Annotated in this window: 1 protein-coding gene; it reads right to left on the bottom strand. The window is 75.1% G+C overall.

Annotated elements, in window-relative coordinates; translation table 11 throughout:
* Positions 1 to 445: uridylate kinase (locus FV223_RS32335; protein WP_187276318.1), on the bottom strand; the 445-nt coding region annotated here is incomplete at both ends.

The raw sequence follows: 445 nt of genomic DNA, 5'->3' as shown, positions 1-445 counted from the left end.
GCCGAGGATCGAGACCGCGCCGCGGTAGCGGCCGGCGAAGGCCGGGAACGCGGCATCCACGAGGCCGATCCGGGCGAGGTCGCACGCGTCGGCGCCCGCCGGGGCGTCGGCGGACTTCACCAGGATGCAGCGGGCGGCCTCGATCCGCGTCGCCGCCCAGAGCGCGAGGCTGTCGGAGGTCACGTCCCAGGATTCCGGGATGTCCGGATGGCCGGCGCGGAGGGCGATGGGGTCCCAGATAGCCGATACGGCGCTCTCCCTTCCCCCCTTGCGGGGGAGGGGGAAGGGAAGGAGGCGCGGCTCGATGGCGTGGAAACACCCCGCCATCCGGCTCATCGCATCGAGCGCGCGGCGATGCGCCTCCGCGTCGTCGAAGCCGAGACGCGCCTGGTCGAGCCGCACCGCGTCGGCGAAGGCGCCCCCGCCCGGCACGACGAGGCACGGG

It is taken from the genome of Methylobacterium sp. WL116 (assembly GCF_008039455.1).
Taxonomy (GTDB): Bacteria; Pseudomonadota; Alphaproteobacteria; order Rhizobiales; family Beijerinckiaceae; genus Methylobacterium.
Note: the sequence above shows the minus strand (reverse complement) of the source record. Positions and strands in the feature narration are given on the sequence as shown.